24 protein-coding genes and 1 tRNA gene are annotated in these 24,081 nt (G+C 62.7%); 12 read left to right on the forward strand and 13 right to left on the reverse strand.

The annotated features are described in order from the left end of the window. Positions 1-153: 153 nt before the first annotated feature. A complete protein-coding gene (locus LB568_RS22665; protein WP_023777322.1) occupies positions 154-507 on the forward strand; it encodes a gamma-butyrobetaine hydroxylase-like domain-containing protein in 354 nt (117 codons plus the stop codon). A gap of 73 nt (positions 508-580) precedes the next feature. Continuing rightward, positions 581-1,192 (forward strand): pyridoxamine 5'-phosphate oxidase family protein, encoded by a 612-nt coding sequence (locus tag LB568_RS22670; protein WP_224731274.1) that lies wholly within the window; start codon positions 581-583, stop codon positions 1,190-1,192. A 54-nt stretch (positions 1,193-1,246) separates the two neighbouring features. On the opposite strand, the gene LB568_RS22675 is transcribed toward LB568_RS22670, so the two are convergent. Next, the gene (locus tag LB568_RS22675) at positions 1,247-1,699 is read right to left on the reverse strand and encodes a MarR family winged helix-turn-helix transcriptional regulator (protein WP_224731275.1); all 453 of its coding nucleotides are present in this window, start codon (positions 1,697-1,699) and stop codon (positions 1,247-1,249) included. A gap of 47 nt (positions 1,700-1,746) precedes the next feature. On the opposite strand from LB568_RS22675, the gene LB568_RS22680 reads away from it, so the two are divergent. Next, positions 1,747-2,652 (forward strand): alpha/beta hydrolase, encoded by a 906-nt coding sequence (locus LB568_RS22680; protein ID WP_140569752.1) that lies wholly within the window; start codon positions 1,747-1,749, stop codon positions 2,650-2,652. Positions 2,653-2,664: 12 nt separating this feature from the next. On the opposite strand, the gene LB568_RS22685 is transcribed toward LB568_RS22680, so the two are convergent. Both LB568_RS22685 and LB568_RS22690 read right to left on the reverse strand, forming a co-directional pair. Continuing rightward, on the reverse strand, positions 2,665-3,060 hold the full coding sequence (locus LB568_RS22685) for a rhodanese-like domain-containing protein (protein ID WP_224731276.1): 396 nt from the start codon (positions 3,058-3,060) through the stop codon (positions 2,665-2,667). Positions 3,061-3,124: 64 nt separating this feature from the next. After that, the gene (locus LB568_RS22690; RefSeq protein ID WP_224731277.1) at positions 3,125-3,739 is read right to left on the reverse strand and encodes a TetR/AcrR family transcriptional regulator; all 615 of its coding nucleotides are present in this window, start codon (positions 3,737-3,739) and stop codon (positions 3,125-3,127) included. A gap of 99 nt (positions 3,740-3,838) precedes the next feature. On the opposite strand from LB568_RS22690, the gene LB568_RS22695 reads away from it, so the two are divergent. After that, the gene (locus LB568_RS22695; protein ID WP_224731278.1) at positions 3,839-4,615 is read left to right on the forward strand and encodes a 3-oxoacyl-ACP reductase family protein; all 777 of its coding nucleotides are present in this window, start codon (positions 3,839-3,841) and stop codon (positions 4,613-4,615) included. A 207-nt stretch (positions 4,616-4,822) separates the two neighbouring features. Then, positions 4,823-6,712: a L,D-transpeptidase family protein gene (locus tag LB568_RS22700; protein ID WP_224731279.1), complete on the forward strand. Its 1,890-nt coding sequence runs from the start codon at positions 4,823-4,825 to the stop codon at positions 6,710-6,712. A gap of 6 nt (positions 6,713-6,718) precedes the next feature. Here LB568_RS22700 and LB568_RS22705 read toward each other — a convergent pair whose 3' ends face one another. Continuing rightward, positions 6,719-7,201 (reverse strand): hypothetical protein, encoded by a 483-nt coding sequence (locus LB568_RS22705; RefSeq protein WP_224731280.1) that lies wholly within the window; start codon positions 7,199-7,201, stop codon positions 6,719-6,721. Positions 7,202-7,386: 185 nt separating this feature from the next. Then, complete coding sequence (locus tag LB568_RS22710) at positions 7,387-7,644, reverse strand: PepSY domain-containing protein (protein ID WP_013895573.1); 258 nt, start codon at positions 7,642-7,644, stop codon at positions 7,387-7,389. A 249-nt stretch (positions 7,645-7,893) separates the two neighbouring features. On the opposite strand from LB568_RS22710, the gene LB568_RS22715 reads away from it, so the two are divergent. Further along, on the forward strand, positions 7,894-8,592 hold the full coding sequence (locus LB568_RS22715) for a collagen-like protein (RefSeq protein ID WP_013895574.1): 699 nt from the start codon (positions 7,894-7,896) through the stop codon (positions 8,590-8,592). Positions 8,593-8,717: 125 nt separating this feature from the next. On the opposite strand, the gene LB568_RS22720 is transcribed toward LB568_RS22715, so the two are convergent. Together LB568_RS22720 and LB568_RS22725 are read right to left on the reverse strand one after the other, a co-directional pair. Then, positions 8,718-8,792, reverse strand: a tRNA-Val gene (locus tag LB568_RS22720). A 141-nt stretch (positions 8,793-8,933) separates the two neighbouring features. Then, entirely contained in the window at positions 8,934-9,617 is a 684-nt protein-coding gene (locus LB568_RS22725) for a phosphoglycolate phosphatase (protein ID WP_013895575.1), read from the reverse strand. A gap of 171 nt (positions 9,618-9,788) precedes the next feature. Here LB568_RS22725 and rpiA point away from each other — a divergent pair, with 171 nt between their 5' ends. The 4 genes from rpiA (at position 9,789) to LB568_RS22745 (ending at position 13,848) form a co-directional block, all read left to right on the forward strand. Further along, entirely contained in the window at positions 9,789-10,520 is a 732-nt protein-coding gene (gene rpiA, locus LB568_RS22730) for a ribose-5-phosphate isomerase RpiA (protein ID WP_013895576.1), read from the forward strand. After that, positions 10,507-11,121: a DUF2059 domain-containing protein gene (locus LB568_RS22735; RefSeq protein WP_013895577.1), complete on the forward strand. Its 615-nt coding sequence runs from the start codon at positions 10,507-10,509 to the stop codon at positions 11,119-11,121. The genes rpiA and LB568_RS22735 overlap by 14 nt, the downstream gene beginning before the upstream one ends. Before the next feature lie 130 nt (positions 11,122-11,251). After that, positions 11,252-12,640 (forward strand): glutathione-disulfide reductase, encoded by a 1,389-nt coding sequence (gor, locus tag LB568_RS22740; RefSeq protein ID WP_224731281.1) that lies wholly within the window; start codon positions 11,252-11,254, stop codon positions 12,638-12,640. Positions 12,641-12,684: 44 nt separating this feature from the next. Continuing rightward, on the forward strand, positions 12,685-13,848 hold the full coding sequence (locus LB568_RS22745) for a serine hydrolase domain-containing protein (protein WP_013895579.1): 1,164 nt from the start codon (positions 12,685-12,687) through the stop codon (positions 13,846-13,848). A 64-nt stretch (positions 13,849-13,912) separates the two neighbouring features. Here LB568_RS22745 and mgtE read toward each other — a convergent pair whose 3' ends face one another. The 4 genes from mgtE to LB568_RS22765 form a co-directional block, all read right to left on the reverse strand. Further along, the gene (gene mgtE, locus LB568_RS22750) at positions 13,913-15,277 is read right to left on the reverse strand and encodes a magnesium transporter (protein ID WP_013895580.1); all 1,365 of its coding nucleotides are present in this window, start codon (positions 15,275-15,277) and stop codon (positions 13,913-13,915) included. A gap of 272 nt (positions 15,278-15,549) precedes the next feature. Further along, a complete protein-coding gene (locus LB568_RS22755; RefSeq protein ID WP_224731282.1) occupies positions 15,550-17,442 on the reverse strand; it encodes an ABC transporter ATP-binding protein/permease in 1,893 nt (630 codons plus the stop codon). A 474-nt stretch (positions 17,443-17,916) separates the two neighbouring features. Further along, a complete protein-coding gene (locus LB568_RS22760) occupies positions 17,917-18,597 on the reverse strand; it encodes a DsbA family oxidoreductase (protein WP_224731283.1) in 681 nt (226 codons plus the stop codon). Between the two features lie 16 nt (positions 18,598-18,613). Further along, a complete protein-coding gene (locus tag LB568_RS22765; RefSeq protein WP_224731284.1) occupies positions 18,614-20,431 on the reverse strand; it encodes an extracellular solute-binding protein in 1,818 nt (605 codons plus the stop codon). A 233-nt stretch (positions 20,432-20,664) separates the two neighbouring features. On the opposite strand from LB568_RS22765, the gene LB568_RS22770 reads away from it, so the two are divergent. Next, positions 20,665-21,294 carry an invasion associated locus B family protein gene (locus tag LB568_RS22770; RefSeq protein ID WP_013895584.1) on the forward strand — a complete coding sequence of 210 codons (630 nt, stop codon included), beginning with the start codon at positions 20,665-20,667 and terminating at the stop codon, positions 21,292-21,294. Between the two features lie 91 nt (positions 21,295-21,385). On the opposite strand, the gene hspQ is transcribed toward LB568_RS22770, so the two are convergent. Beyond that, positions 21,386-21,709 (reverse strand): heat shock protein HspQ, encoded by a 324-nt coding sequence (hspQ, locus tag LB568_RS22775; protein WP_041164227.1) that lies wholly within the window; start codon positions 21,707-21,709, stop codon positions 21,386-21,388. A gap of 149 nt (positions 21,710-21,858) precedes the next feature. Then, on the reverse strand, positions 21,859-23,073 hold the full coding sequence (locus tag LB568_RS22780; RefSeq protein ID WP_013895586.1) for a UbiH/UbiF family hydroxylase: 1,215 nt from the start codon (positions 23,071-23,073) through the stop codon (positions 21,859-21,861). A gap of 70 nt (positions 23,074-23,143) precedes the next feature. On the opposite strand from LB568_RS22780, the gene LB568_RS22785 reads away from it, so the two are divergent. Next, positions 23,144-24,073, forward strand: a complete 930-nt coding sequence (locus tag LB568_RS22785; protein WP_013895587.1) for a DUF2182 domain-containing protein — start codon at positions 23,144-23,146, stop codon at positions 24,071-24,073. Positions 24,074-24,081 lie beyond the last annotated feature (8 nt).

A 24,081-nucleotide genomic window follows, 5' to 3' on the forward strand; every position in this document is an offset into this window, starting at 1 on the left:
TATGTGATACGAAGCGGCTAGCCATTCAAGATAGAAGGTGTTGATCCTTGGTAACATCTCGAGGCCGACATTGCATGTCGGCTCATCTCAAACGGCCTTTTCCGCCCTGGCGAAGCAGCGTAGGGAAGGGTGGATGACACCGGATCGAACAGAATGACCGCGCCAAAAGAACTCAGGGTCTCCAAGGACCGCAAGCAGCTCACCGTGACGTTTCCCGGTCACCAGCCTTTCGAGCTGCCGGCCGAGCTCTTGCGCGTGGCGTCGCCTTCGGCGGAGGTGCAGGGCCATTCGCCCGAACAGCGGGTGACGGTTCCCGGCAAGCGCAATGTGGCGATCCTGAAGATCGAGCCGATCGGCAATTATGCCGTGCGCATCACCTTCGACGATTTCCACGACACCGGTATCTTCACCTGGAACTACCTGCACACGCTCGGACACGAGAAGGACGAACGCTGGAATGCCTATCTCGCGGAATTGGCGGAGAAGGGCTTGAGCCGGGATCGCTGATTCCCCGGCATGCCGGCGTCGTCAGGACGTCACATATCTGGAGTAGCGCCGGCAAAGGTTCGGAGACGAAACGATGTCCATCATCACCACGGTCGAGCAGCTCGAGGCGCTCTATGGAATTCCGGGCGAGGCCTCGCTGGTCAAGGAGCTCGACCATCTCATCCCTGAATATACCGCCTTCATCGAGGCCTCGCCCTTCGTCGCCCTGGCGACCAGCGGGCCGGAGGGGCTCGACTGCTCGCCACGCGGCGATCTCGCCGGCTTCGTCAGGATCGTCGATCCGCGAACGGTGATGATGCCGGACCGGCGTGGCAACAACCGCGCCGATTCGCTGAAGAACATCATCAGGGATCCGCGTGTCGGGCTGCTGTTCCTGGTGCCGGGTTCCGGTACGACGCTGCGCATCAACGGCCGGGCCCATATCACCACGGACCCTGCGCTTTGCACGTCGTTCACGATCGAGGGCAAGGCGGCACGCTCGGTGACCGTCATCGATGTCGATTCGGTCTATTTCCAGTGCGCCCGCGCCATCGTGCGATCGGAACTGTGGAACCCGGCCAGGCATGTCGATCCGAAGTCGCTGCCGACGCCCGGACAGATCCTGGAAATCACCAGCCGCAAGAACATCGACGGCGAGACCTACGACAAGGAATGGCCGGAACGGGCGAAGAAGACGATGTGGTAGCCGGAGCACCGATATTCAGGTGAGGCTGACCTGAATCTCGGCATACCTTGGGTACTAAGCTTCCTTCAGCACCTCGTAAATCTTGCGCATCTGCTCGCCGATCATGTCGCACTGTTCCGGTGTCGACTGGCTCATCGCCTTCTCGATCAGCGCCATGTGCACTTTCAGCGCCTGCATCAGCAGTGCCTCGCCGGCTTCGGTCAGAGCGAGCCGTAGGATGCGCCTGTCCTTCTCGTCGCTCTCGCGGCGCAGCAGGCCGCGTGCCTCCAGCTGCGGCAGCAGCATGGTGATGTTGGAGCGGCCGACGAGCAGCTTGCGGGCAAGGTCGTGCTGCGACATGCCGGGGTGGCGGTAGAGGTTCATCAGCACGTCGAGCTGCGCCGGCTTGAGATCGAGCGGTGCGAGTTTCACCGCCAGCGTGCGCTCCAGCACATGGCAGGCGCGCGCCACCGCGACCCAGTTGCGAAAACGCGGGTTGTCCCAGGGTAGCTCTTGTCTATTGTTCATCTTTGAACTATTATGTTCATGCTTGAACGTATGGATGGATTCTCACTATGGCATCATTCGGGCTGAAGGTCATCCGAGGTGTGTTTGGTGCGGCCGAACATATCGCGCCACGCATCACCGGGCGCGCGGCGTTCGAACTGTTCTGCCGCACGCCGAGCGCCAAGGCGCTGACCGACGGCGAGCGCCGCGCCATCGGCCGCGCCGCCGAGTTCATGACCGAAGCGCGCCATCATCGGCTGAAGACCGCGACCGGCTGCGTCATGGTGCACGAATTCCGGCCGGAGCCGGGCAAGGCGGCCGCCGGCACGGTGCTTGTCGTTCATGGTTGGCGTTCGCGCACTGAATATATGCGCGCCTTGATCGAAGGCTATCGCGCGGCCGGCTACAGGGTCGTTTCGCTTGACCTGCCGGGGCATGGCCAGTCGCAGGGCAGGCACCTGAACATGGTCAACGCCGTTGAAGCGGTGCGCGTTGCCGGCGAATGGTTCGGTCCGTTCGCGGCAGCTATCGGCCATTCCTTTGGCGGCGCCGTCGCGGCCAACGCCATCGCCGGTTCGGTCAAGAACATCCCGCCACTGGCGGCCGGACGTCTGGTGCTGATCGCGGCGCCAAGCTCGCTGCCGGCGATCTTCGCCGACTTCAGCCGCATGCTCAATGTCGGGCCGCGCTCACAGGTCGCGATGGCGGACCGTGTCCAACACCTTTCCGGCCGGCCGCTGCACGAATTCACCGGCGACCGGCAGCTCGCCCAGGCGCCGGTGCCGACGCTTGTCATCCACGCACCTGACGACCGCGAGGTGCCGGCCGATCATGCCAGGCGCTATGCCGGTGCCGGGGATCACGTGCGGCTGCATTGGGCCGACGGGCTCGGCCACCGGCGCATTCTCGCCGACAAGGGCGTGGTCGAACGCGCCGTCGCCTTCGTGGCCCGCGAGCCGTCGCTGCTGCATTGAGCGACGTCGAGATTATTTCTTCTTCTCGCCGGGCTCGACCGGCAAACCGGCCGCCTTCCAGGCGGTGTAGCCGCCAAGGATGTGCTTGACCGGCGAAAGTCCCATGTCCTGCGCCGTCTTGGTGGCCAGCGCCGAACGCCAGCCGCCGGCACAGAAGAAGACGAAGCTCTTTTCCGAGGCAAAGAACGGCTTGTGGTAGGGGCTTTCGGGATCGATCCAGAATTCCAGCATGCCACGGGTGACATGCTTGGCGCCGGGAATCCTGCCGTCGCGTTCGATCTCGCGCGGATCGCGCAGGTCGACGAAGATGGTGCCTTCGTCCTCGAGCAGTCCGGCGGCTTCCTCCGGCGAAACCACTTCGATCTCGGCATTCGCCTCATCCAGCAGTTCGCGATAACCCTTCTTCACAGGCTTTCCTCCCGATCGCGCATCTGGCTGCTGTTTGGATTTCCAGCACAATGGCTGGCGTTTGTCACGTCTTGTCGGCGCCGGCCATCGTCCGCCAGGCGGCCATCGCCCCGGCGACCGTCGCCATCAGCGCGGCGCACGAAGCACCATCGCGTGCCTGGATCGACATGCCGTGCTGCACCGTTGCGAAAAAAATCGCGGCGGCGCGACAGTCGAACCCCGCCGGCAATTCGCCATCGGCGACTCCACGCTCGAGCCGCTCTTGCAGGGCCGCCTGGTTCTCAGCGCGGCGGCGTCGCAAATCGGCGCAGATGGCGCTGCTGGTCGAATCCTGATGCAGCGCACCGAGCGTGATCAGGCAGCCTTGCGGACGATCGGTTTGCGAATAGGCTTTTGCCGTCTGCCGCAGGAAGTTCTCGATCGCCTGGCATGCCGTCGGCGCCTTTTCCAAGGCGGCCCAGATCTCGGTGCCTTCGGCTTGCGTGTAATATTCGGTCGCTTCGAGGAACAGTGCTTCCTTGCTGCCGAAGGCGGCATAGAGGCTGGGTGAGTTGATTCCCATCGCCGTGGTCAGTTCGGCAATCGAAGTACCCTCGTAGCCCTTGACCCAAAACAGCTCCATCGCCCGCCGCAGCGCTGCGGTTCGATCGAAGGTGCGAGGGCGGCCTCTTTCCGACATGTCGCTCTTTCTGTGTTGATCGATACATAAATCTGTTGACGCGGTTGGACAAGGCTGCCAGATATTTATGTATCAATCACTACATAAATGGAGAAACCAATGTCTTCCACCAAGTTGAACGACCGCAGGTTGAATGGCCCCAGGTTGCACGGCAAGTCGGCGCTCGTCACCGGCGGCAGCCGCGGCATCGGCGCGGCGATCGCACGAAGGCTCGCGGCCGATGGCGCCAGCGTCGCGCTGACCTATGTGCATGGCGAGGAGCAAGCCCGCTCTGTCGTCGCCGAGATAGAGGCCGAAGGCGGCCGCGCGATCGCCATCAAAGCCGACAACAAGGACGCCGTGGCGATAGACCGGGCGGTCGACGATGCCGTGGCCGCGTTCGGCCGGCTCGATATCCTGGTCAACAGCGCCGGCATCTGGCGAGCGGCGCCCATCGACACGCTTTCGCTCGCCGATTTCGATGAAACCATGTCGGTCAATCTCAGGGCTCCGTTCATCGCCTCGAAGGCGGCTGCGCGACACATGGGCGAGGGCGGCAGGATCATCTCGATCGGCAGCAATCTCGCCGAACGCGTCACCGACACTAGCCTTGGAGCATATTCCGCCAGCAAGGCGGCACTGGTTGGCCTGACCAAGGCGCTAGCGCGCGACCTCGGCCCGCGCGGCATCACCGCCAACATCGTCCATCCCGGCTCGACCGATACCGACATGAACCCGGCGGATGGACCGCATGCCGAACATCAGCGCCGGAAGATGGCGACGCCGCGCTTCGGCAAGGCCGATGACATCGCCGGCATGGTGGCCTGGCTCGCCGGTCCGGAGGGACGTTTCGTCACCGGCGCCGCGCTGACCATCGACGGAGGCGCCAACGCCTGATTCCAGGGCGTTGCCCGGGCTGGAGCGAACACCCTCGCTCCAGCCGTCACGATGTTGTGAAACTGTTCTGCAACAGGCTTTCGGAAATTTATGAAAGCTTAACGAAATCGGTATGAATCGGTATAGTCGCGCCTTACATCCGCCATGCGGTGAGCGGGACGGTTTACGTGCGGAACGGGAACCGGTTGCGGCCGGAGCGGGTGATCCATGAAATTCCTCGGTAAAAAAACAACCGCAGTGTCGCTGATGGCGATTACGGCGACACTTGCTTTCGGCACGCCTCAGGCAGGCGCTCAAGGGCTCTTCGACATGCTGTTCGGCGGCGGCATCAAGCACGCGCCAAAAGGCGATTTTCCGCCTCCGCCGCCAAAGAACAAACCCAAGCCTAAAGTCTCGGCTGGTGGTGGCGGCGGCGTGAAGATCAGCAGTCCCTCCTACTATACGTACAAGGCCGACAGGCTGGTGCGCGTCGACTTCTCGGCATTGGCGGCCGCGCCGCAGCCGGCGACGCCGCAAGACGCCGCTTTTGTGCCATCGGCCACGGTCGCTGCTTTCCACGAGGCCATTGCAGGGCTTTCCGATTATGAGCTCTACGCCGAGCCGGACATCGCCAAGGCGCTGATCGCCTACTACTCGGCCAACCCTGATTTCATCTGGGTGGGCGGAACCACCCCGAACAGCCGTGCGCAGGATGCGGTGCGGGTGCTGGGGGAGGCCGCGAGCTATGGCCTGACGCCCGCCGACTATACGGTCGAGGTGCCCGCGGCCAGCGCGTCGACGGCCGACGAGGCGGCACGGCTGAAGGAACTCGTACGCTTCGAGATGGCGCTGTCGGCGCGTGTGCTGCGCTACGCCCATGACGCCCAAAGCGGCCGGATCGAACCCAATCGCATGACCGGCTATTATGATTTCCCGGCCAAGCCGCTCGACCTCGTGGGCGTGCTGAAAACATTGGCGCATACGCAGGAAGTGCGCACCTATCTCGAATCGCGCCATCCGCAGAACCCCGAATACCAGGCGTTGCGCGTCGAACTGGAATCCTTGCAGGCCAGCGCCGAGAACGAGATCGTCGTCGATCCCAAGCTGCTGCTGAAGCCGGGCGACACCAGCCCGGAGCTGCCGAAACTGCTGACGCTGATCGCGCGCAATCTCGATGACGAGATGGGCGGCGCCTATGGCGAGATGCTGTCGCGGCTGGCGACGAGCGAGGTCTACGTTCCCGAGCTGATACCGCTGATCAAGGCGGTGCAGCAGAAGGAAGGCATGAAGGGTGACGGCGTCATCGGACCGCGCACGGTCGCCTTGCTGGCCGGGACGTCGAAGGCCGACAGGCTGCTCAAGGTGCAAGTGGCGCTGGAAGAACTGCGCTGGCTGCCTTCCGATCTCGGCAGTCCGCGCGTTTTCATCAACCAGCCAGCATTCACCGCCAGCTATATCGACGACGGCCAGGAAAAGCTGAAGACGCGCGCCGTGATCGGCCGGACCACCAACCAGACCGCTTTCTTCTACGACCAGATCAAGCAGGTCGACTTTCACCCCTATTGGGGGGTGCCGCAGTCGATCATCGTCAACGAAATGCTGCCCCGGCTGCGCAACGATCCCGGCTATCTCGACCGTGCCGGCTATGAGGTGACCGATTCGCGCGGCAAGCGTATTCCGTCGGCGGCGGTCAACTGGGGCGGCTATGGCGCCAACATCCCCTACAGTGTGCGCCAGCAGCCGAGCGAGGCCAACGCGTTGGGCGAACTGAAAATCCTGTTCCCCAACAAGCATGCGATCTACATGCACGACACGCCGCAGAAATCGTTCTTCAAGCAGGATATGCGCGCGCTCAGCCATGGCTGCGTGCGGCTGCAGGATCCGCGCGGCATGGCGGCGGCCGTGCTCGACACCTCGGTCGACTACATCGCCGAGAAGTTGAAGCACGGACATTCGACCCAGGATGTGACGCGCAAGATTCCCGTCTATGTCGCCTATTTCACCGCCTGGCCCGACATGTCCGGCAAGGTCGAATATTTCGGCGATGTCTACGATCGCGATTCGCGGCTGAAGCAGGCCATGGACGCGACCGAAGCGGTGCGCTCGCCCTCGAGCTGATAATAGTCAACCCGCCGTCAGGGGCCGCCTGAATCCGGCCTCGCGGCCGGCGATCAGCCAATAGACAAGTCCGGCGAACAGGCCGGCGGCGGCGATGATGCCGATGTCGGCCCAGCGTTCGGGGTCCATGTCCTCCGTTGTGCCTGGCCAGATCAGGAAAAAGCCGCCGGCAGCGGCGGCGGCGCCGAAGAACATGTGCAGCAGGAAGTTGCGCAGCGAGAAGAACTCGGCGATCAGCGCGAAGATGAGCGTCTGCAGGCCGGTCACCACGATCGTCAGGAAATAGACGAACATGCCGAGCGGCGGCACCACCAGGACCGCGATCGGGGTCACGCCCATGACGTCGAAATATTGGGGCGCGTCGGGCAGGGAACTGAGCACGCCGTAAATCGCCGCCACGGCGACCAGGCCGACCAGCACGGCGACCAGATAACCGGCAAGCATCATCAGGATGCGCTTCAATATGTGCTTCGCCGTCGCCATGCCCATTCCCCAATGCGGCGCCGATACAGTCAGCCATCAAAGACGAGCCAACGCAAGGGGAGCCGAAAAGCCGTGTCATCATGGCAAGCGTTGCAGGCGGCTCAGGCGCCGCCGCACAGATGCTGCGCCGCTGACTGCGCCGACAGCCGCCGGCGCACGATCAGCCGAACGACAGGTGCTTGCGAGGAGCCTTATTTCGGCTCGGCGGTCACCGGGTCATAGGTGATTTCGACCTTCGCCTTGTCCGCGGTGTAGTAGGTGACGGTGTAGGCGCCATCATCCCAGTCGACTTCCTTCACATAGCGGAAGCCGTCGCGCTGCTCGACTTTGGCGAGGATATCCGACAGCTTCTTGGCATTGGGCGGCGGCAGCGGCGTGTCATCCGCGGCAAAGGCCGGCGCGGCGGCAAGAAGAACGGCGACGCTTGTCGACACGAGAAATCTGGACATGGTTTTCCCTCAAGGTTCAACAGAGGAAAACTCGCTGGTGGGTTGGTTTGTTCCGTAGCTAGAATGCATGACCATTGCATCTGCCCGGTGACCCTACCCGAAGCGAACTGTACCTTTAAGGGTTAACCTCAACCTGTTTCCTTAGATGGCGGAATTTGAACTGCGTTTTCCACTTCCGATCTATTTCACCCGCTTGCCAGTTCAGCGTCAATTTGCTTGGTTCTTTTTTGGGTCGTTGAGGGGCGGGATATGGCTGAAGGTAATCGTAATTTACTCGACACTGCGGTGGGGGTGGTTTCCCTTGCCGGCCTGCTTGCAGGCGGCATTTGGTATGCGACGGGCTTGCAAAGCCAATTGGATTCTGCGCAACGGGAAATCACCGACTTAAGGGCTAAGCTCGATACGGTGAGTGCGGCCAATGTATCGGCGAAGGGCATCAAAGGAGACAAAGGGGACCTAGGCGATGTTGGGCCAACCGGGCCCCGTGGGCCGAAAGGGGACCAAGGACCTCAAGGTGACGCGGGGCCTGCCGGCAAAGAAGGTTCAGGAGGCGTAGACGAGTCAAAGCTTAGAGCGCTTGTTGCTGCTGCTGTTGCCGCTCAGGCAGCAAAATCTCAACCCTCGGTCGTCAACAACGCGCTGGTAGATGCTGCGGGAAAATTCGACACGTCCAAATGCATTTTGGATAGTGATGTACGATCCGTGCCGCTTTTGACCGTCAAGGCCGGCATGCAGTTCTGCAAGGCAGATGGAACCCTGCTCACGATCGTCGAAAAGATTGCACCCGGCAATGTTATTCTTTTCAGAAACCCCGGCTCTGGCCGTTGGTACGTATACCAAGGAGAGAAAAACGGGTTCAAATGGGACACCGGGCGTCAATTTTACATAGAGCGCTTTGCAGAGGACGACGGAGAGCCAATTGCATCGCTACGCTTTCAAAGCAAATAGTTCCCAAGCGTCAAGTTCCTCCGGCCAAAATTCTAGATGAGGCCGAATGCGAAAATACTGAGCGCCAGTCCCGATCATTCTTGGGATTTTCGGTCCAATTCATCCAACCGCTTCGAAGGGTTAGATGGTGGGCGATGCAGGGATTGAACCTGCGACCCCACCCGTGTGAAGGGTGTGCTCTCCCGCTGAGCTAATCGCCCGCTCGTTGCCCGAAGGCCAAGCGAGCCGCGATATAAGGGAGGCAGGCTGGGGAAGTCAAGGCGGTGTCCGGCGTTCTGATACGGATCGGATTTGCCGCCATTCGGAACCTGTCGCCAGCGTGGCGCCGACCGCTTTTTTTGTCAGTGTCCCGCGGCGGCGATCAGCCGCTCCGCCAGTTCCAGCGTCAGTGCATCGAAATGCGAGATCACGGCCGAGGGCTCGAACTCGCGCACATGGCGGTCGGTGTAGCCGAAATCGACGGCGACGACCGGAATGCCGGCGGCCTTGGCGGTGTCGATGTCGGTTTGCGAATCGCCGACCATCAGGGCGCGGTGCGGATCGCCGCCGGCGAGCTTGATGGTTTCGGTCAAGTGGCGCGGATCGGGCTTGCGGAACGCGAACGTGTCCTGGCCGGCGATGGCCGCGAAATGCCTGGTCAAGCCGAGCGCTTCGATCAGCGCCAGCGAGTTGGCCTCGTATTTGTTGGTGCAGATGGCCAGCAGATAGCCTGCCTTCTCGAAGCGCGCGATCGCCTCGACGACACCGGGGTAGGGGCGGGATTTGCCGGGAATGTTGTCGGTGTAGTGATCGAGGAACAGCTTCAGCAGCCGGTCGTGCTCGGCGACGTCGAGCGATCGCTGCTGGGCGGCGTGCGCCCGCTCGATCATGACGCGGCCGCCATGGCCGACGAAGCGCCTGAAGCCGGCCTCGTCGACGGCCGCGAGCTCGCTTGCCGCCAGGCTGTGGTTGAGGCTGTCGAGCAGGTCCGGCGCCGTATCAATCAGCGTTCCGTCGAGGTCGAACACGATGATCGGGCGACTCATGATCCATCCTGCGCAGGTTTGTGCATCGGCAGGCGATAGCGGCTGCCGCGCGTCAAGGCAAGCAGACGGGTGGACAGGCTGCCAAAGGCTTTGATCACGGTCAAAAGCTTTGATCCCGGCGGCAAAAATGCTACGAGCCCAAAACACCAAGATTTCTGGGCAATAAGCGGCATGGATGCAAGACAGTTGAAGGTCGAGGCCGCGCGGGCGGCGCTTGCCCATGTCACGGATGGCATGCGGCTCGGTATCGGCACCGGCACCACGGCGGAAGAGTTCGTGCGGCTGCTTGCCGACAGGGTCGCAACCGGCATGACCGTCATCGGCGTGCCGACTTCGGAACGCACGGCCGCGCTGTGTCGCGAACTTGGCGTGCCTCTGTCGACGCTGGAGGAAACGCCGGAGCTCGATCTCACGGTCGACGGCGCCGACGAGGTCGATCCGGCGCTGACCTTGATCAAGGGCGGCGGCGGCGCGCTGCTGCGCGAGAAGATCGTCGCCGCGGCCTCGCAGCGCATGATCGTCATTGCCGACCGGTCGAAGATGGTCGAGACGCTCGGCCGGTTTCCGCTGCCGATCGAAGTCAACCAGTTCGGCCTGCGCGCCACCGAGATCGCGGTCGCGGCAGCGGCTGAAAAGCTCGGTCTTTCCGGTCCGGTTACATTGAGGATGACGGGAGGCCAGGCTTTTGTTACAGACGGCGGCCATTTTATCCTCGATGCATCTTTTGGCCGCATTCCGGATACAAGAGCGCTTTCGAATGCTCTCCACGCCATTCCGGGCGTGGTCGAGCATGGTCTTTTCATCGGGCTGGCGTCAGCGGCCATCATCGCCGGCGGCGACGGTATCCAAACCGTCCATGCCGCCCGAAAACCAGGGAGTTCTATCGACCATGATGTTGCATAACCGGGTTCGCAGCCTTTGCGCCGTTCTGGCGGCTTCGGCCGTTATCGCCTTCTCCTCGCCGGCGTTTTCACAGGATGTCACGGAATCGCACCTGAAGGCTGCCCGGGCGGCGGTCGCGGCGATCCATGCGACCGACCCGTTCGACAACATCTTGCCGCAGGCGGCGGCCGCGCTCGAATCGCAGCTCATCCAGAAGAACCCGGACATGCAGGAGCTGATCGGCAAGACGATCAACGAGAAGGCGCTGGCCATGGCCTCGCGCCGCGCGGATCTCGAGAAGGAAGCAGCCCTTGCCTACGCGAAGGTGTTTTCCGAAAAAGATCTCAACGACATCGCGGCCTTCTATACCTCCGAGGCCGGCAAGAAGCTGCTCGACAGCGGCCCGACGGTGACGCGTGATTTGGTCAAGGCGGCCGACATCTGGCAAAACGGCGTTGCCCGCGATCTCGCACAGCAGGTCGGCGAAACGCTGGCCGCGGCGGCCAAGGCGAAGGCGCCGGCGGCGCCCGCCGATGCTGCCGCCCCCGCGGACGGAGCCGCTCCCGCGGATGGCGCGGCGCCTGCCGATGGTTCGGCCCCCGCGGACAATTCGGCGAACTGATCAGCATCCTCAAACGGCCTTGCGGCCATTTGCGAAGCCCGGCTTGTCCGGGCTTTTCTTTTGACGGTTTGCAGCCTACCTGTGACGGGATTTCCGAAGCTCATTTTCCTGAAGTTCAAGGAGCCGCGTCATGGCCGGTTATGATTACGATCTGTTCGTCATCGGCGGCGGTTCCGGCGGGGTGAGGGCGGCACGCGTCGCCGCGTCGCTCGGCAAGCGCGTCGGCATCGCCGAGGAGTACCGGTTCGGCGGCACCTGCGTCATCAGGGGCTGCGTGCCAAAGAAGCTCTATGTCTATGCCTCGCAATTTCCGGAGCTTTTTGCCGACGCGGCCGGCTATGGCTGGACCGTGCCGGAAGCCACTTTCGACTGGCAAACGCTGGTCGCCAACAAGGATCGCGAGATCAGCCGGCTGGAGGCGATCTACAAGAAGAATGTCGAGGGCTCCGGCGGCGAGACCTTTCACTCGCGGGCGGTGATCGTCGACCCGCACGTGGTCCATCTTCTGGGCGAAGACCGCACCGTCACCGCCGACCAGATCCTGATCGCCACCGGCGGCCGTCCGGCGGCGCATCCGGCGCTGCCCGGCCACGAGCACTGCATCTTTTCCAACGAGGCGTTCGACCTCAAGGAGCTGCCGAAGGCGATCATGATCGAAGGCGGCGGCTATATCGCCGTCGAGTTCGCCAACATCTTCCACGGTCTCGGCGTCGACACCACGCTGGTCTATCGCGGCAAGGAGATCCTCAGCCGCTTCGACATGGATCTGCGCCGCACGCTGCACGAGACCATGGAGAAGAAGGGGATCAAGATACTCTTGCATTCGGTGACCGAGTGGGTGCGCAAGCGCCCGGACGGCCGGCTCGACGCCCTGCTCACCAGCGGCACGACGCTGACGGTCGACCAGGTGATGCTGGCCATCGGGCGTATCCCCAACACCGAGAACATGGGCCTTGAAGGCATCGGCATCGAGATGACCCCTGTCGGCGCGATCAAGGTCGACGATTATTCCCGCACCAACATCGACAACATCTGGGCGATCGGCGACGTCACCAACCGCGTGCAGCTGACGCCGGTGGCGATCCACGAAGCGATGTGCTTCGTGGAGACGGCATTCAAGGACAACCCGAGCGCACCCGACCACGACACGATCGCGACCGCCGTCTTTTCACAGCCGGAAATCGGCACGGTGGGCCTGTCGGAGGATGAAGCCGTCAAGCGTTTCGCCGATATCGAGATCTACCGCGCCAGCTTCCGGCCGATGCGGCATACGCTGTCGGGCCGCGACGAAAAAATGCTGATCAAGTTGGTGGTCGATGGCGCTTCGCGAAAAGTGCTCGGCGCCCACATATTGGGGCCGGATGCCGGCGAAATGGCGCAGCTGCTCGGCATTCCGCTGAAGGCCGGACTAACCAAGGATGATTTCGACCGCACGATGGCCGTGCACCCGACCGCGGCGGAAGAGCTCGTCACCATGTACAAGCCGACATACCGCGTGAAGGACGGCGAGCGCGTCTGACACGCTTCGTCCGCCGCCTGGCGCTTGCGGTAAGGGAGCTATCGATGTCCGAAACCACCATTTCCGCACCGCTTGACGGTAGTTTTGGCGGACGTGTCGATCAGGTCGTCGACCGGGCCATCGAGGACGGGCGCATCGTCGGCGCCATGATCCTTGTCGCCAGGCGTGGCGAAATCCTCTACAGCCGCGCTGCCGGCCTTGCCGATCGCGAGACGAACAAACCGATGACGGCGGACGCGATCTTCCGGCTGTCGTCGGTGACCAAACCCGTGGTCGCGACGGCGGCACTTGCCCTGGTCGAAGCGGATGTGATCGGCCTCGACGATCCCATATCGAAGTACATCCCTGAATTCCGCCCGAAGCTGGCTGATGGCAGTGAACCCGTCATCACCATCCGGCAGCTGCTGACGCACTCCGCCGGGCTCAGCTACGGTTTCCGGCAACCGGCGGACGGACCCTATCATCGCGCCGGCGTCTCCGACGGTCTCGACCAGCCCGGCCTCTCCATGGCCGACAACCTCGACCGCATCGCCTCGCTGCCGCTGTCCTACGTGCCGGGAACCGGCTGGGGCTATTCGGTGGCGATGGATGTGCTGGGCGAGGTTATGGCGAGGGCCACCGGCGTTTCCTTGCCGGAGCTGGTCGATCGCCTGGTCGTCCAGCCGCTCGGCATGCATGACGCATCCTTTGCCGTGCGCGATCGATCGCGGCTGGTGACGCCCTATGCCGACGGGCAGGGCAAGGCCGTCGCGATGGGCTCGTATCACCGCGTGCCCTTCGCCGACGGTTTTATCGCATTCTCGCCCGGCCGCGTCTTCGACCATGCTTCCTTCGCCTCGGGCGGCACCGGGATGAATGGGACGGCAAGCGATGTCCTCAAGCTGCTCGAAGCGCTGCGTTCGGGCGGCAAGCCAGTCATCCACCCCGATATGGCAGCGGCGATGACCATGGACGCGATACCGGGTCTTGAAACCACCATGCCCGGCTGGGGCTGGGGGCTCGGATTTGGTGTCCTGCGCGACCCGCTCGCAGCATCGACGCCCCAGACCGCCGGCACCTGGCGCTGGGGCGGCGTCTATGGTCATTCCTGGTTCGTGGATCCGGCATTGGACCTGACGGTGGTGGCACTGACCAACACGGCGATAGCAGGCATGATGGGCGCCTTCCCCGACGCACTCCGCGACACCATCTACGGCAGGCAGGTCTAAGATCATTTCGGGGAGAGAGGGTTCCGCCGCCGGCGACTGCCAGCGGCGGAAAGCGTTGACGCTGCTACAGCAGCGTGCCGCGCAGGATCACCAGCGCCGCCGAGAAATAGATCACCAGGCCGGTGACATCGACCAGCGTGGCAACAAATGGCGCCGAGGCGCTGGCCGGGTCGAAGCCGATCCGTTTCAAGGCAAACGGCAGCATCGATCCCGACAGGGAACCGAAGGTGACGATGCCGACCAGCGCCGCGCCGACGGTCGTGGCGATCAGCGGCCAGTGCGGGCCGTAATCGTAGAAGCCCATATATTGCCAGAGCGCGATGCGGCAGATGCCGACCACGCCGAGCATGGCGCCCAGCACGAGGCCGGTCGGCAGTTCGCGCAGCGCCACCCGCCACCAGTCGCGCAGGCCGATCTCGCGCAACGCCAGCGCCCGGATGACCAGGGACGTCGCCTGCGAACCGGAATTGCCGCCGGAGCTCATGATCAGCGGGATGAACAAGGTGAGCACGATCGCCTTCTCCAGCTCGCCCTCATAGCTTTGCATGGCGTTCGCCGTCAGCATCTCGCTGATGAACAGCGCGCAAAGCCAGCCGCCCCGCTTCCTGATCATGGCGAGGAAGCTCATCTTCATGTAGGGTTCGTCGAGCGCTTCCATGCCGCCGAAGCGGTGCACGTCCTCCGTCGTCTCCTCGATCATCGTGTCGATGATGTCGTCGATGGTGACGATGCCGAGTATCTTGCCATGGTCGACGACGGGAACGGCGAGCAGATCGTATTTGGAGATCGTCTGCGCCAAGGTTTCACGATCGGTCAACGGGGTGACGGTCACCGGCATACGATCAGGCGCCACGGACATGATCGAGTCGTCGGGTTCGCCGGTGATCAACCGGCGCAGGCCGGTCGAGCGCACCAGGAGATGCGTTTGCGGATCGACGATGTAGATCGCGTAGACGGTTTCGCGTGTCCGCTCGACCTTGCGGATGTAGTCGAGCGTGCGCCCGACGGTCCAGTCCGAAGGGACGCTGACGAACTCCGTCGTCATGATCGATGCGGCGCTGCTTTCGGGATAGCCCAGGATGGAAAGCAGGGTCGCGCGCAGCGGTGGTGCCAGCGCACCGAGGAGTTCCGAGCGTGCCGGTTCATCGAGCTCGCGCAGGATGTCGGCCGCGCGGTCGACGGACATGGCGGTGAGCAGCTTGCTTGCCTTGGGGCGGGGCAGGGCCTCCACGAGTTCGGGAGCGTCTTCAAGTTCAGGTTGGTCGAAAATCTCGACCAACCGCTCGAACGGCACCTCGCAAAGCAGCTCGGTCGCTGTTTCACGCGATTCGTGATTGAGTGCCTCGACAACGTCGGCGACATGGTCGTTAGCAAGGATGCGGGCGATGGCGACGGCCTCGTCGTCCGCTACGGGGAAAAAATCGTTCATGGTTCACTCCTTGCCGTCCGGCAGGACATGAACCGTTCAGGTCACGTCTAGGCGGACGGCGGTTGCGTTCGACTAATACTGTCGCCAGGCATGGCGCGGTGACCTTTCCGCTTGCGGGTTTGCGTTTCGACTGTCTGCAAGCCGGCGCAACATAGAAGCGCGCCTTGCCGAGTCAATCATCGTGAGGGAGGAAAACGGCGCCTGACGGCTCCGATCGCGAGACTGTGATCACCGGCCGCCGCCAGGCGCGGCAAGTCACGGTGAAAGCGTCGTTATTTCTGCTTCAGCCGGCGCGGGAACCGCAGCCATTTGTCTTCGACGGGCCGCGGCTGCGCGAGGATCGTGGTGAGTTCGACAGGCAGGCTCGGAGCCATGGGCTTCTTGGAGGCGACGCCGTCGGCAATCAGCACCATCGAGTGGTAGAACTCCGTGCCGGCAACGGATCTCGGCGCCACGGCTTCGTGCATGACGCTGATCACCGTGACATCGGGGCAGTTGTCCTTGATGGCCTGATGGAACGCAATCTTGCCGTCGGGATCGAGCGCGCCGGTTGCTTCGTCGAGGAACAGCAGCCCCGGCTGCTGCAGGATGATGCGCGCCACAACCAGCTTCTGCTTCTGGCCGCCCGACAGAACCTGATCCCAGCTTTTGCCCTCACGGTGCTCATTGGCCATGTGCTCGATGAAGTCGCCAAGGCCGGCCTTGTGCAGCGCCGCGGCCACCTGTGCGTCGCCATGGTTGTATTCGGAGCCCGGCAAGCAGACCAGCTGTTTCAGCGACACCTGCTGCAGCTTGACCTCCTGGGCGGCATAAAAACTCTTCACCCCTTCGGGGAAGACGATCGTGCCGCGGCCATAGGGCCACAGGCCATTGATCGCCTTGATCAGCGAGGTCTTGCCGCAGCCGGACTCACCCTTCAGGAACGTCCACTCGCCGCGCCGGAAGCGCAGGTTGGCGGCACTGAGGAACGGCGTTGCGTCCTCGCCCTGATGCGCCAGTTCGAGTTTCTGGATGGTCAGGCCGAAGACCGGATTCTGGCTGGCATAGTTAAAGTCGGAGCGGCCGGTCTGGCTGTAGAATTCCTGCGGATGCTGAACAGTCTCGATCGCATTCGCGAGTTCCGTGACACGCTGGCTGTTGGCGCGCAGCGTGGCGATCGCCGGCATGACATGGATGAACCACGAACACTGGCCGATCAACGAATTGACCAGTTCGGAGCCGGTGATATAGCCCTTGAGGTCAAGGCCGTTATGGATGAACGGCACGAGGCCGGGGCCGTAGGCGACAATGCGGGCGCCGATGAAGTTGTAGATCAGCTCGAACGACATATAGACGGTGTTGACGATGTTCAGCCGCGACCAGGTTCCGTCGATGTCGACATAGAGCCGGCGATGCATGCTCTTCTGCACACCCTCACCGTGGGATGCCGCGACATGGAAGCTGCGGCGCAGGAACGTCGTCAGCTCGCCGCGGTAGCTGCCTTCGGCCTGCTGCATGCGAACGTTGAGGCGCTCGAGCAGGCTGCCGAGCCTGACCGCGATCCATGTGTTCAACGGCACGTAGGTGGCGACCGCCAGGAAGGCCAGGACGGCACTGCCATAGCTGCCGAGGAACTCAAGCCCTTTCACCTCGACGGAGTTTTCAAGCAGCTTCTGGCCGACGAAATAGAGCGAGGTGGCGACGCCAAGCACACCCATGGCCAGCCCAATGGCGCCGCCGGTCATGTCCTTGATCGATTCCTGGATGCGCTGGTCGATGTTGTCGGGAGCAGGCGTGCTGCCGCCGGTCGACGCATGCTGGGCATGGAAATGCGTGTGGTTGCCGTCGAGCAGCGCCTCGTTGAAACGGCTGTCCAGCCAACCGCGCCATTTGCGGTGCAAGGTTACCGAGACAAGGTTGCGGACGCCCGTGAAGCCGGCGTCCTTGAGCACGACCAGCAATACGAGGATGCCGGCGTTGACCAGCAGTGTGCGCAGCGGCGTGGTGTTGGCGGCGTCGTGGAAGAAGGCGATCGAATTGACCAGTTCACCGGACGCTTCGGCAAACCAGACGCCTGCCTTGCTGGATGCCGCGGTGAGCAGTGCGATCACCACTGTCAGCGTCCAGGCTTCCTTCCAGCGATCCGAGATCCAGTAGGCTCGCATGAGCCCCCAGAAACTGCGCATCGAGGATACCGGCGTCAAAAGCGACTGCCCTGCGGCGCCGCGGTGTAGTCCATCCGGTACTGACTCCTGCGATCGTCTGCCGATCCGAATCACGATCCCGCCCAAACCTTTTTTCTTTTGTTACGGATGGTAACACCAATTGATCATTTTCTATTAATTTTTGTAGGGGGTCAGCCGGATTGTGGTGGCGAGCGTGTCGACAAGGCAACAGGACGGGCTTTCCCAGCGGCGCGCGAAAGCCGACGAAAGGGCAATTTAACACAATAAATTCAAGTGATTACCCGATGGCGAGCCGAGACGCCTCCACCTTCCCTTGGGGAAGGCATTTACACGGTTTCGTTACTCTTTTGGCTTACCCGGCAGGCCGATTTTTCGCGGCGGACCAATCCGAATTTGCGAAAACACGCCGTTCTGGATGCCTGATTCCTTGCCGCCGCTATCTTTGCCGGCAGCCGGAAATGGCCCGTGATCGGCTCAGCCGACCTTCTCCAACTCGCCACGCGCCTTGGCGGCCGCCACCTGACGGATCGCGTCGGCCAGGGTGTCGGCATCCTGCGCGCCCATCACGGCATATTTGCCTTCGAGCAGGAAGCACGGCACGCCTGATATGCCCATGCGCGCGGCGGTAGCGATCTCGGTGCGCACCGCTTCGACATCGGCGTCGGTCGGCAGCAATGTCTCCACGACGGACGCATCCATGCCGGCCTCGCGGGCGGCTTCGACCAACACGGCATGGTCGCCGATGTTGACGCCCTGCTCGAAATTCAACTGGAACAGGCGGCGCACCAGACTGTTCTGCACGGCCTCACCGGCGGCGCCGGCCCAACGGATCAGGCGATGCGCGTCCAGCGTGTTGGGCGCCACCTTGATGGCGTCGAAGGCAAAGGAGATGCCCTCGGCCTCGCCAAGCGGCTCGATGCGGGCGTGAATTTCGCGAATGCGCTCGTCGCTGCCGAACTTGGCCAGCATGTATTCACGGCGATCCTTGCCCTGGGGCGGAATGGTCGAGTCGAGCTGGAATGGCCGCCAGCGTATGTGCACTTCGACATCGCCGGCCGCGGCGACCGCCTTGTCCAGCCGCTTCTGGCCAATGAAGCACCACGGGCAGACGACGTCCGACACCACATCGACGGTTATGGCGTTCGCTTCGCTCATCTCGATCTCCGGATTTTCAGTTCGGCTTGCGCCACCATGTTGGCAGTTGATAACCGAATATGGGCGTCTTCTTCGGATGTTCCAGATAATTCCAGTAAGCAAGCCATTGCTGCGTGTTGTACTGCATCGGCACCATGTAGTTGCCCGAGATCAGCAGCCGGTCGAGGACGCGGACGGCGGCGACATAATCTTCCTTCGAGCGGGCCCGTAGCATTGCCTCGATCGCGGCATCGATCGCCGGGTCGGCGACGCCGGCGAGGTTGAACGATCCTTCGGTCCTGGCGGCGTTGGACGACCAACGCCCGATCTGCTCGATGCCTGGGGAGAGCGAATTGTTGAAGCCGCTCGAGCCGACCAGCACCTCGAAATCGAAACGCTGCTTGCGCGACTGGATCTGGTCGCCGTCAAGGCTGCGGATGCTGACGTTGATGCCGATCTTCTCCAATGTGCGCTGGTAGATGCCGGCCAGGCGCTCCTCGTCTTGCGAAGAGGTCATGATCTCGAAACCGAATGGCTTGCCGTCGGGATCGAGCATCGTGCCGCCCTGCAGGTGGTATCCGATGCTTTTCAGGAGATCGAAAGCCGTCTTCAACACCTTGCGGTCCTGGCCCGAACCATCGGTCACCGGCGGTTTCCAGGTGCCGTCCATCACGTCGGCCGGCCCGCGGCCGGGGTAGGGCGCCAGCAGCGCCTTTTCCCTGTTGTCGGCCGGATGGCCGAGCGCGGAAAGCTCGGAGTTCTGCCAATAGCTCATCGTGCGCGCGTATTTGCCCCCGAACAGGTTCTTGTTGGCCCATTCGAAATCGTAAAGCATGCCGAGCGCGCGCCGAACCACCGGATTGGAGAACTTTGGCAGCCTGGTGTTGAACAAGAAGCCGGTCACCACAGGCGGAATGCCGGTGTCGAAGGTTTCAGAGACCACCTCGCCCTTATGGAACGCCGGGAAGTCGAGATCGCGCTCGCGCTTGACCGGATCGCCGTCATCGTCGATGGCGCAAAGGCCTTTCTTGAACGCTTCGAGCTTGGCGTTGGCGTTGAGGAAATATTCGATGGTGATCTGGTCGTAATTGTCGAAGCCGCGCTTGGCGGGAACGTCCTTGCCCCAGTAGTCGGGATTGCGCTTGAAGACGACGCGCTGGCCGGGCTGCACCTGCGCAATCGTGTAGGGACCGCTGCCGATCAACGGCTTCAACGTCGTCCTGTCGAACGTGTCCATGGCGAAGGCGTGCCTGGGGATGATCGGCGTCAGCGCGATGATCAGCGGAAACTCGCGATCGGCCTTGTCGTTGAAGGTGAAGCGCACGCTGTGGTCGCCGGTCTTTTCCAGCTTGGCGATCCTGGCCATGCGGTCGCTGTAGGGCGGACGGCCTTTCTGCGTGTAGACATCATAGGTGAACAGCACGTCTTCGGGTGTCACCGGCTGCCCGTCGGACCATTTGGCCTTCGGGTTGAGATGGAATTCAATGCTCTTGCGCTCCGGGTCCATGTCGGCGCTGTCCGCCAGCAGCCCATAGAGGGTAAAAGCCTCGTCCGCACTGCGCTGCATCAGCGGCTCGAAGACCAGATTGCCGAAGATCGTGTCCATCATGCCGCGCGCCGTCGTGCGTAGGCTCTTCAGGATGAAAGGGTTGAGGTTGTCGAAACTGCCGACGACGCAATAGGTGATGTTGCCACCCTTCGGCGCGTCGGGATTGACATAGCTGAAATGGGTGTAGTCCGGCGGCAGGGCCGGTTCGCCCTGCATCGCAATGGCGTATTTTGGCGCCGAAAGCGCTGGCTGCGGCAGGGTGAGAAACGATATCGCGGTGATCAGCCAAACAAGAACGCGGCCCATGACCGTCTCCTTAACAGGTCGGCTTGATGATTCGATGCGCACACTAGCATGAGGCGGCTGCGTGCCGGCCAATGGTGTCATCAAGAATTACAAGTGGGCGGGCTGGATTCGACACCACTTGCAGTGTAACACGCCGTCCGAAGTCATTCTGTTGCCTCATTTCGGCAACAGGTAGCTGGACCACGCGGCGCGAAGAAGCCGGTCCCGGGATTATTTGAGAGGAAGTGCACGACATGACGAGCCTGAACAGCAATGCGTACCGCCTTTCGGTCATGGCCGCGGGCGTGGTCGGCTTTCTGGGTGCAGGGCTTCCCGCTGCTTCCGCACAGCAGCAGCCGCAGATTCCACAGGGCTGGTTCAAGGCCTGCACCAAGCAGGAAGACGTCGACATCTGCAACGTCCAGAATATCGTCACCGCGGGCAACGGCCAGCTCGTCACCGGTGTCAGCCTGATCGAGCTCAAGGGCAAGGTGAACCGCAAGGTGTTCCAGGTGACGGTCCCGACGGGCCGCCTCGTGCCTCCCGGCATCGGCCTGCAGATCGACACCGGCAAGGCGCAGAAGCTCGACTATGTCATCTGCTTCCCGGACCGTTGCGTGGCCGAAGTGCCGCTGACCGACCAGCTTGTCGCCTCGTTCAAGAAGGGCCAGGGGATCACGCTGACCTCGATCAATTTCCAGAACCAGGCCAACCCGATCAAGATCGCGCTGCAGGGCTTCAGCGGCGCCTATGACGGCCCGCCGCTGCAGCAGTCGGACATCGAGGACCGGCAGAAGAAGCTGCAGGACTTCGTCGCCAAGAACAACCAGGACTTCGCCAAGAAGCTCAAGGACGAACAGGACAAGGCGAAGACCGCCAACTGATCACCGGCATCGGGCCAATACCGAAGCCAAAGAAAAAGCGGGGCCATGCCCCGCTTTTTTCGTTCCTGGCCGCATCCGGAATGCCGGAAAATCAGTGTCTGGACTGCCGTTTCGGCTCGTAGCGTCCATCCGGCCTCTTGTCGAACATCTCCTTGATCTGCGGATGGCGAACCGGCTCGCCCGACTGATCCGCCAGCAGATTCTGCTCGGATACGTAAGCGATGTATTCGGTTTCCGAATTCTCGGCGAGCAGATGGTAGAATGGCTGATCCTTGCTTGGCCGCACGTCCGCGGGGATGGCCTCGTACCATTCGTCGGTGTTGGCGAATTGTGGATCGACGTCGAAAATGATGCCACGAAACGGAAACAACCGGTGGCGAACCACCTGTCCGATCGCGAATTTGGCCGTTTTCATCGTACTCACCACTGAATTCCTTGGCTTTATTTGGCGCAGACTCCGAGTCAATTCAATCCCGAAGCGTTTTTAGCGTCTTCAAGCTACGCAGCGCGCGGAGCAAAGTTTTTGATTGAAGTCGCGATATCGCGGCAAAATCCGCAAGATCGTCAGTTTCGCCGCACCGGTTTTCGCAGGCCACCCGCAAGTGCTGCAAAGCCGCTGCCGGGACGAAGTCCCTCGCGCATGAAAAAGGCACGCAGCGGTGCAACGCCCCCGAGCACGCCGAGACCGGCACCGCGCGCCATCTGCGCCGGCAGCATGTCGGAAAGCAGCGACATGTTGAGCAGATTGACAGCGCTGCTGCGCGCCAGGATGTCGGGCCGGCGTTTGAAATCGTAGGCGGCCAGCGCCTTGGGCTCGCCGGGGTCTTCACGATTTTCGCTCGCGATTCCAACCAGATCGTCAATATCCCTGATGCCCAGGTTGAGACCCTGCGCGCCGATCGGCGGGAACAAATGGGCGGCCTCGCCGACAAGCGCCACCCGATGCCGGGCAAAGCGCAGGGGGGTCACGGTCGAAAGCGGATAAATCTGGCGGCCCGGCTCCACGGTCACCCGGCCCAGCATCGACTGCATCTGCTGCTCGACCCGCAACGAGAGCGCTGCGTCGTCCAATGCGGCAAGCTCCCTGGCGGTCTCGGGCTTGACCACCCAGACGAGGCTCGAGCGATCGCCGGGCAGCGGAACCTGCGTGAACGGACCGGTCTCGGTATGGAACTCCGTAGAGGTGGAAGCGTGGTCGCGGCTATGATGGAAGTTCAGGACGAGCGCGGCTTGAGGATAGGAGCGCGACGCGGTCGAAATGCCCGCTGCCTCGCGGGCGGGCGACAGGCGTCCATCGGCGGCGACCGCCAGCGATGCGCCGACCTCGCTGCCGTCGGCGAGAGCGGCATGGGCCATGTCGGCGTCGAGATGCCAGGTCTTGACCATCGACACCAGCCGTTCGATCCCCGGATGCGCGGCAACCTTGCTGGCCAGTGCGGGGCCGAAGACGGCGTTGGGCAGATTGAGCCCGAACTGGTCCTCATCGATCTCGCTGGCGCGGAAGGTGACGACGGGACTGCGGATCAGCCGGCTGGTCGCATCGACGATGCGCATCACTTTCAAGGGTGCGGCGTTGGGCTTGATGTCTTCGAGCACGCCGAGCCGTTCAAGCACCTTCAAAGCAGGGTTCATCAGGGCCGTGGTGCGCCCATCGGGGACCGAAGCCTCCGGCCCGACGAGCGTTACCCGGAAACCGGCATCGGCGAAGGCAAGTGCCGCGATCAGTCCCGCCGGCCCTGTGCCGGCGACCAGTATCCGTGCTGTTTGCTTACGCTCCAAGATCGGTTTCCGGCTTGCTGTGCGAGGCGGGCCACCCGGCCTGCCAGTTGCTGAGCATATAGGTCAGATCATGCGGCTTGATCAACGCGGCGATTCGGCCCATTCGGTTGCCATGACCGGCCACCAGGACGACTTCAGCCATCTCGACCGCGCCGGCCGCGCCATGGCCGACATTGCACGCAACCCGCGCTTGACGGTCAACGTCGTTGTGGGCGCCGGCATCGCGCTTGCCTGGCTGTTCCTGGCCGCTATGGCGATCCGCGGCGCCGAGACCGGCGGCAGCGCGCCCGGCGACGCTCTGCTGCGCCACCTGCCGCAACTGCCGCTGCCCGATGTCCTGGAACGGTTCTTCGCGCTCTGCCTGTCGCCGGCGCCGCTGGAGGGAAGCATCGGCCCGCGCGCCTTGGCGCTCATCCTGATGTGGTTCCTGATGGCGATCGCGGCGATGCTGCCTTCCGCGGCGCCGATGATCCGCACCTATTGCGAGATCGCCGATACGGCACGGATCAAGGGGGAACCCGTCGTCCACCCGCTGGTGCTGGTCGCAGGGTATCTCAGCGTCTGGTTCCTCGCCTCCGCGATGTTCGCGGTGCTGACGCTTGCGGTGCATGCATCCGCCGCGTCCGGCCAGATGTACGATCCGGTGCTGGGCATCGCCGGCGCCTTCGCATTGCTGGTTGCCGGCCTCTACCAGTTCAGCGGCCTCAAGCAGGCCTGCCTGAAGAAATGCCGGAACCCGTTCTCGATCCTGTTTTCGAACTGGAGCGCGAGAGCCGTCCGCGTCTTCCGGCTCGGAGTTGCGCAAGGCTTATGGTGTTTCGGCTGCTGCTGGGCGCTGATGCTGGTGATGTTCGCCGTCGGCGTCATGAACGTCTTCTGGATGGCGTTGATCGGTCTGTTCACCCTCATCGAAAAACAAACGGCGAGCCGTCTTCCAACCCGGCTGGCCGGTGCGATACTGCTTGTCTGGGCAGCCGCGCTGCTAGTAGTCTCGCTTTGAGTGGGGGA

The sequence above is a fragment of the Mesorhizobium sp. B263B2A genome, assembly GCF_020165775.1.
In the GTDB taxonomy this organism is placed as follows: domain Bacteria; phylum Pseudomonadota; class Alphaproteobacteria; order Rhizobiales; family Rhizobiaceae; genus Mesorhizobium; species Mesorhizobium opportunistum.

Coding starts and splice junctions, on each gene's coding strand:
- LB568_RS22700 (WP_224731279.1), top strand. CDS start 4,823: ATGAAATTCCTCGGTAAAAAAACAACCGCAGTGTCGCTGATGGCGATT.
- LB568_RS22760 (WP_224731283.1), bottom strand. CDS start 18,597: ATGAGCGAAGCGAACGCCATAACCGTCGATGTGGTGTCGGACGTCGTC.
- hspQ (WP_041164227.1), bottom strand. CDS start 21,709: ATGAAAACGGCCAAATTCGCGATCGGACAGGTGGTTCGCCACCGGTTG.
- LB568_RS22705 (WP_224731280.1), bottom strand. CDS start 7,201: ATGGGCATGGCGACGGCGAAGCACATATTGAAGCGCATCCTGATGATG.
- gor (WP_224731281.1), top strand. CDS start 11,252: ATGGCCGGTTATGATTACGATCTGTTCGTCATCGGCGGCGGTTCCGGC.
- LB568_RS22680 (WP_140569752.1), top strand. CDS start 1,747: ATGGCATCATTCGGGCTGAAGGTCATCCGAGGTGTGTTTGGTGCGGCC.
- LB568_RS22735 (WP_013895577.1), top strand. CDS start 10,507: ATGATGTTGCATAACCGGGTTCGCAGCCTTTGCGCCGTTCTGGCGGCT.
- LB568_RS22770 (WP_013895584.1), top strand. CDS start 20,665: ATGACGAGCCTGAACAGCAATGCGTACCGCCTTTCGGTCATGGCCGCG.
- LB568_RS22745 (WP_013895579.1), top strand. CDS start 12,685: ATGTCCGAAACCACCATTTCCGCACCGCTTGACGGTAGTTTTGGCGGA.
- LB568_RS22690 (WP_224731277.1), bottom strand. CDS start 3,739: ATGTCGGAAAGAGGCCGCCCTCGCACCTTCGATCGAACCGCAGCGCTG.
- LB568_RS22675 (WP_224731275.1), bottom strand. CDS start 1,699: ATGAACAATAGACAAGAGCTACCCTGGGACAACCCGCGTTTTCGCAAC.
- LB568_RS22715 (WP_013895574.1), top strand. CDS start 7,894: ATGGCTGAAGGTAATCGTAATTTACTCGACACTGCGGTGGGGGTGGTT.
- LB568_RS22710 (WP_013895573.1), bottom strand. CDS start 7,644: ATGTCCAGATTTCTCGTGTCGACAAGCGTCGCCGTTCTTCTTGCCGCC.
- LB568_RS22695 (WP_224731278.1), top strand. CDS start 3,839: ATGTCTTCCACCAAGTTGAACGACCGCAGGTTGAATGGCCCCAGGTTG.
- LB568_RS22765 (WP_224731284.1), bottom strand. CDS start 20,431: ATGGGCCGCGTTCTTGTTTGGCTGATCACCGCGATATCGTTTCTCACC.
- LB568_RS22755 (WP_224731282.1), bottom strand. CDS start 17,442: ATGCGCAGTTTCTGGGGGCTCATGCGAGCCTACTGGATCTCGGATCGC.
- LB568_RS22785 (WP_013895587.1), top strand. CDS start 23,144: ATGCGGCTTGATCAACGCGGCGATTCGGCCCATTCGGTTGCCATGACC.
- mgtE (WP_013895580.1), bottom strand. CDS start 15,277: ATGAACGATTTTTTCCCCGTAGCGGACGACGAGGCCGTCGCCATCGCC.
- LB568_RS22725 (WP_013895575.1), bottom strand. CDS start 9,617: ATGAGTCGCCCGATCATCGTGTTCGACCTCGACGGAACGCTGATTGAT.
- LB568_RS22665 (WP_023777322.1), top strand. CDS start 154: ATGACCGCGCCAAAAGAACTCAGGGTCTCCAAGGACCGCAAGCAGCTC.
- rpiA (WP_013895576.1), top strand. CDS start 9,789: ATGGATGCAAGACAGTTGAAGGTCGAGGCCGCGCGGGCGGCGCTTGCC.
- LB568_RS22670 (WP_224731274.1), top strand. CDS start 581: ATGTCCATCATCACCACGGTCGAGCAGCTCGAGGCGCTCTATGGAATT.